A 1,090-nucleotide genomic window follows, 5' to 3' on the forward strand; every position below is an offset into this window, starting at 1 on the left:
CGCTTAGAAGGAATTGACCATGAATTATTCTCAGATTCGGCAGACCATGACGGACGATGCATATGACATCATTTCCGCGTTCTCCCTGGCGACCTCACTGTCACTCCATGCCATCGCATATATTACAGGGCAGGAAGAGCACATGACGCGCTTTATCCTTGAGCAAATGGCGGCATTTGATCTGGCCGTCGAGAACCACGGCCTGTGGTGCCTTACTGAAGGGTTTAAAGCCTCGGCGCATGAGTCCTAAGGTCTGAAGTTATATATCACCAGTTCAGCTGCTTTATGACCGTTATTACCGCCTACTGAATAGGTAGTATTAACGCTTGTCATTTCAAGTCCCTCAAATACCCGACGCATGTCCGGGTGATCGTTAACCGAGATAATCATTTTTCCCTTGCACCTGCTGGCCAGCTCTGCCATTGCGTCATATTGTTCCAGACCAAACGGTACACCATAGCCCTGGGTCTTCCAATAGGGCGGGTCAAGGTAAAACAGCGTGTCGGGTATGTCATAACGGGTAATGCATGCCTGCCAGTCCAAATGTTCAATCGTCACCCGCTGGAGGCGCAGCCATGCCTCTGACAGGGTCTCCTCCATACGAACGATATTCAGCTTTGCCGGGCCTGTGGCGCTGGTGCCAAATGTGCGGCCTTCCACTTTTGCACCAAAACAGGTTTTCTGCAGGTAGTAGAAGCGTGCTGCCCGCTGAATATCGGTCAGGGTTTCCACTGGAGTATCTTTCAACCAGGTAAATATCTGGCGGCTGGTTAACGCCCATTTAAACTGGTTTATAAATTCTTCCAGATGGTGCTGAATGACCCGGTAGAGGTTGACGATATCGCCATTAATATCATTCAGCACTTCAGCTTTAGACGGTAATTTTGTAAAAAATAAAGCTGCTCCACCGCAAAACGGTTCAACATAGCAGGTGTGATCGGGGAACAAAGACAGGAGCTGCCTTGCCAGCTTACGCTTCCCGCCTACCCAGGGAATAATAGTATTAGTCATGATATGCCCTTTAATTAATCTGTCAGGCCGATCAATTGCGATAAATTGATCGCTAAAACAAATGGGGCTGTCCTAGATA

General features: G+C 48.5%; 2 protein-coding genes. One reads left to right on the top strand and one right to left on the bottom strand.

Annotated elements, in window-relative coordinates:
* Positions 1 to 19 precede the first annotated feature (19 nt).
* Entirely contained in the window at positions 20 to 250 is a 231-nt protein-coding gene (locus BBW68_RS09170; RefSeq protein ID WP_070135125.1) for a hypothetical protein, read from the top strand.
* Here BBW68_RS09170 and BBW68_RS09175 read toward each other — a convergent pair.
* Positions 247 to 1,011, bottom strand: coding sequence for a DNA adenine methylase (locus BBW68_RS09175; protein WP_070135126.1), 765 nt, complete (start codon positions 1,009 to 1,011; stop codon positions 247 to 249). The two genes, BBW68_RS09170 and BBW68_RS09175, sit on opposite strands and share 4 nt — an antisense overlap.
* Between the last annotated feature and the right edge of the window lie 79 nt (positions 1,012 to 1,090).

It is taken from the genome of Candidatus Erwinia dacicola (assembly GCF_001756855.1).
Taxonomy (GTDB): Bacteria; Pseudomonadota; Gammaproteobacteria; order Enterobacterales; family Enterobacteriaceae; genus Erwinia; species Erwinia dacicola.

Excerpts from the sequence above, each read along its gene's own strand:
- BBW68_RS09170 (WP_070135125.1), top strand. The coding sequence starts at position 20 with ATGAATTATTCTCAGATTCGGCAGACCATGACGGACGATGCATATGAC.
- BBW68_RS09175 (WP_070135126.1), bottom strand. The coding sequence starts at position 1,011 with ATGACTAATACTATTATTCCCTGGGTAGGCGGGAAGCGTAAGCTGGCA.